The following is a 4373-nucleotide window of genomic DNA, read 5'->3' as shown; positions in this document are numbered from 1 at the left end:
TAAAAGTTTGCAGAACTCGAATGAGTTTTGCCTGTTCTGATACATTGTGAAGAGAAGATTGATCTGGAGGCTTCCAGGTGTTGCGAGGGAGACCTTGCAGCGTCCGAGCCCAATCCTGGTGATCCTTATGACGGTCTAGCCGACCGGAGTTTGGGGAAGGGTTGGAGGTAGGTGGGAAGCTTGTCGCTCTGGATTGTTCGTTGTTCATCGTCTTTGGCGATGTCTGATGAATGATCGGATTACCGTTGCCTGACCGCGCGGTACCGGATTTAATCTCGAGAAGCTGGTCTTAATGATCTGGTTGCCAGTGAGCTGCTCGGCGTAGCTCCGATAAAGCGACCGGATCGAACACGTTGATGGCATCTGAATGAACAGTTTTAAAAGGTAGCTGTTCTTCTGGTTCGGCGGGCTTTGGCCTGACCGTATTGTCAGATTTGACACCCCCGAGGCGAAGCCGACGGGATGGGTCTGTCAAATCCAGATAAANGGCGTAGCTCCGATAAAGCGACCGGATCGAACACGTTGATGGCATCATGACGAACACCTTGTAAAAGGTAGGGTGTTTTTGGGTCTGGCTCATTCGGATTTGTCCGTATGGTCAGGTTTGGAACCCTTCTGAGCGCAAGCGAAGAAGATAGGAATTCCAAACCCAATAAATGATGAGCATTAGCAATGAGAACGATGAAGTGTCGTAAGGGCATTTGGTGGATGCCTTGGCATGCACAGGCGAAGAAGGACGTGATACGCTGCGATAAGCCGTGGGGAGCTGCGAATGAGCTTTGATCCATGGATTTCCGAATGGGGAAACCCACCTTAGATATCTAGAAAATCTGTTCTGTTTTTTTTNGATGAGCATTAGCAATGAGAACGATGAAGTGTCGTAAGGGCATTTGGTGGATGCCTTGGCATGCACAGGCGAAGAAGGACGTGATACGCTGCGATAAGCCGTGGGGAGCTGCGAATGAGCTTTGATCCATGGATTTCCGAATGGGGAAACCCACCTTAGATATCTAGAAAATCTGTTCTGTTTTTTTTGATCTCGCGCGCCGTACCGCAGGTCTTTGACCTGCTGGCGCTGCGATGGCGCGGCAAACGATTGCCGACGGCCTCTGGCCTTGCGAAGCTTTGCTTCGGGTTCGTTCCTTTTGCATGTTTGCGAGGGGGGTGTCTCGGCGCGAAGCGCCGCAAGCGCAAGGCGCGTCGCCGGTCGTCCGGCGCACCGTCCGTAGGCCTTCGGCCGTGAGGACATGAAAACAGAAGAGGTTTCTAGATATCGCAAATAAGGTATCTTATTCTGAATACATAGGGATAAGAGGCGAACGCAGGGAACTGAAACATCTAAGTACCTGCAGGAAAGGACATCAACCGAGACTCCGCAAGTAGTGGCGAGCGAACGCGGACCAGGCCAGTGGCAATGAGGAATAAAGCGGAACGCTCTGGAAAGAGCGGCCTTAGCGGGTGATAGCCCCGTACGCGTAGAACACTCATTGTCCTAGAGTAAGGCGGGGCACGTGAAACCCTGTCTGAACATGGGGAGACCACTCTCCAAGCCTAAGTACTCGTGCATGACCGATAGCGAACAAGTACCGTGAGGGAAAGGTGAAAAGCACCCCGACAAGGGGAGTGAAATAGAACCTGAAACCGGATGCCTACAAGCAGTCGGAGGGCGCAAGCCTGACGGCGTACCTTTTGTATAATGGGTCAACGACTTAGTGTAACTAGCAAGCTTAAGCCGGTAGGTGTAGGCGCAGCGAAAGCGAGTCTGAATAGGGCGATTGAGTTAGTTGCATTAGACCCGAAACCGAGTGATCTAGCCATGAGCAGGCTGAAGGTTGGGTAACACCAACTGGAGGGCCGAACCCGCATCTGTTGCAATAGATTGGGATGACTTGTGGCTAGGGGTGAAAGGCCAATCAAACTCGGAGATAGCTGGTTCTCCGCGAAAACTATTTAGGTAGTGCGTCGAGCGAATACCGTCGGGGGTAGAGCACTGGATGGGCTATGGGGACTCACCGTCTTACTGATCCTAACCAAACTGCGAATACCGATGAGTACTACTCGGCAGACACACGGCGGGTGCTAACGTCCGTCGTGAAGAGGGCAACAACCCTGACCTCCAGCTAAGGTCCCCAAGTCATGGCTAAGTGGGAAAGGATGTGAGGATCCCAAAACAACCAGGATGTTGGCTTAGAAGCAGCCATCATTTAAAGAAAGCGTAACAGCTCACTGGTCTAAACAAGGGTCTTTGCGCCGAAAATGTAACGGGGCTAAAGCCATGCACCGAAGCTGAGGATGTGCGCAAGCACGTGGTAGCGGAGCGTTCCGTAAGTCTGTGAAGGGATACCCGTGAGGGGTCCTGGAGATATCGGAAGTGCGAATGTTGACATGAGTAACGATAAAGAGGGTGAGAGACCCTCTCGCCGAAAGACCAAGGGTTCCTGCTTAAAGTTAATCTGAGCAGGGTTAGCCGGCCCCTAAGACGAGGCGGACACGCGTAGTCGATGGGAACCACGTTAATATTCGTGGGCCTGGTGGTAGTGACGGATCGCACAAATTGTACATTCTTATTGGATTGGATGTGCAGTGGAGCGGTTCCAGGAAATAGCTCCACCGTATAGACCGTACCCGAAACCGACACAGGTGGTCAGGTAGAGTATACCAAGGCGCTTGAGAGAACTATGTTGAAGGAACTCGGCAAATTGCACGCGTAACTTCGGAAGAAGCGTGACCCCAGGATACGCAAGTATTTTGGGGTGGCACAGACCAGGGGGTAGCGACTGTTTATCAAAAACACAGGGCTCTGCGAAGTCCATAAGACGACGTATAGGGTCTGACGCCTGCCCGGTGCTGGAAGGTTAAGAGGAGGGGTGCAAGCTCTGAATCGAAGCCCCAGTAAACGGCGGCCGTAACTATAACGGTCCTAAGGTAGCGAAATTCCTTGTCGGGTAAGTTCCGACCTGCACGAATGGCGTAACGACTTCCCCGCTGTCTCCAACATAGACTCAGTGAAATTGAATTCCCCGTGAAGATGCGGGGTTCCTGCGGTCAGACGGAAAGACCCCGTGCACCTTTACTATAGCTTTACACTGGCATTCGTGTCGGCATGTGTAGGATAGGTGGTAGGCTTTGAAGCGCGGACGCCAGTTTGCGTGGAGCCATCCTTGAAATACCACCCTTATCGTCATGGATGTCTAACCGCGGCCCGTTATCCGGGTCCGGGACAGTGTATGGTGGGTAGTTTGACTGGGGCGGTCGCCTCCGAAAGAGTAACGGAGGCGCGCGATGGTGGGCTCAGACCGGTCGGAAATCGGTCGTCGAGTGCAATGGCATAAGCCCGCCTGACTGCGAGACTGACAAGTCGAGCAGAGACGAAAGTCGGTCATAGTGATCCGGTGGTCCCGCGTGGAAGGGCCATCGCTCAACGGATAAAAGGTACGCCGGGGATAACAGGCTGATGACCCCCAAGAGTCCATATCGACGGGGTTGTTTGGCACCTCGATGTCGGCTCATCGCATCCTGGGGCTGGAGCAGGTCCCAAGGGTTTGGCTGTTCGCCAATTAAAGCGGTACGTGAGCTGGGTTCAGAACGTCGTGAGACAGTTCGGTCCCTATCTGCCGTGGGTGTAGGAATATTGACAGGATCTGTCCCTAGTACGAGAGGACCGGGATGGACATATCTCTGGTGGACCTGTTGTCGTGCCAACGGCATAGCAGGGTAGCTATATATGGAAGGGATAACCGCTGAAGGCATCTAAGCGGGAAACCCACCTGAAAACGAGTGTTCCCTATCAGGGCCGTGGAAGACGACCACGTTGATAGGACGGGTGTGGAAGTGCAGCAATGCATGAAGCTTACCGTTACTAATAGCCCGATCGACTTCATCGTTCTCATTGATTATGCTCATCTTCCATGAGCCATCTGTTTTGTCCTGACGCTGTCGCAAGCAAAGCTTGCTTCGCTGCGGACGGCCCGCCGAACTATCGGCGACGGCCCTTGGCCTTGCGAGCGCAGCTCGTCAACACCTTGAAAACAAAAAAAACGTGTTCAAAAAAAACAGGCAACGCCTCCAGCTTCTCATCACTTTGCCCTTAGCCGACCTGGTGGTCATGGCGGGGCGGCCGCACCCGTTCCCATTCCGAACACGGCCGTGAAACGCCCCAGCGCCAATGGTACTTCGTCTTAAGACGCGGGAGAGTAGGTCGCTGCCAGGTCTGCTAAAGGCAAATATAATCTTCTCATCACTCGCGGGCTCACAGCCCAATCCAAAGGCCGCATAAAGCGGCCTTTTACAGTTAACGCGGGGTGGAGCAGCCCGGTAGCTCGTCAGGCTCATAACCTGAAGGCCGCAGGTTCAAATCCTGCCCCCGCAACCAA

General features: G+C 53.3%; 1 tRNA gene and 2 rRNA genes. All 3 read left to right on the top strand.

Annotated features, from left to right (window positions below):
- Positions 1-869 precede the first annotated feature (869 nt).
- The 3 genes from NAC44_RS21055 to NAC44_RS21045 all read left to right on the top strand — a co-directional run bounded on the left by NAC44_RS21055 (position 870) and on the right by NAC44_RS21045 (position 4372).
- Positions 870-3884: ribosomal RNA gene (locus NAC44_RS21055) — 23S ribosomal RNA — on the top strand.
- A 211-nt stretch (positions 3885-4095) separates the two neighbouring features.
- Positions 4096-4210 (top strand): 5S ribosomal RNA (gene rrf, locus NAC44_RS21050).
- A gap of 85 nt (positions 4211-4295) precedes the next feature.
- A tRNA-Met gene (locus NAC44_RS21045) sits at positions 4296-4372 on the top strand.
- The last annotated feature ends 1 nt before the right edge of the window (position 4373 follow it).

It is taken from the genome of Allorhizobium sonneratiae (assembly GCF_023700755.1).
Taxonomy (GTDB): domain Bacteria; phylum Pseudomonadota; class Alphaproteobacteria; order Rhizobiales; family Rhizobiaceae; genus Allorhizobium; species Allorhizobium sonneratiae.
The sequence above is the reverse complement of the archived record's forward strand: the minus strand, read 5'-3'. Positions and strand labels throughout refer to the sequence as shown.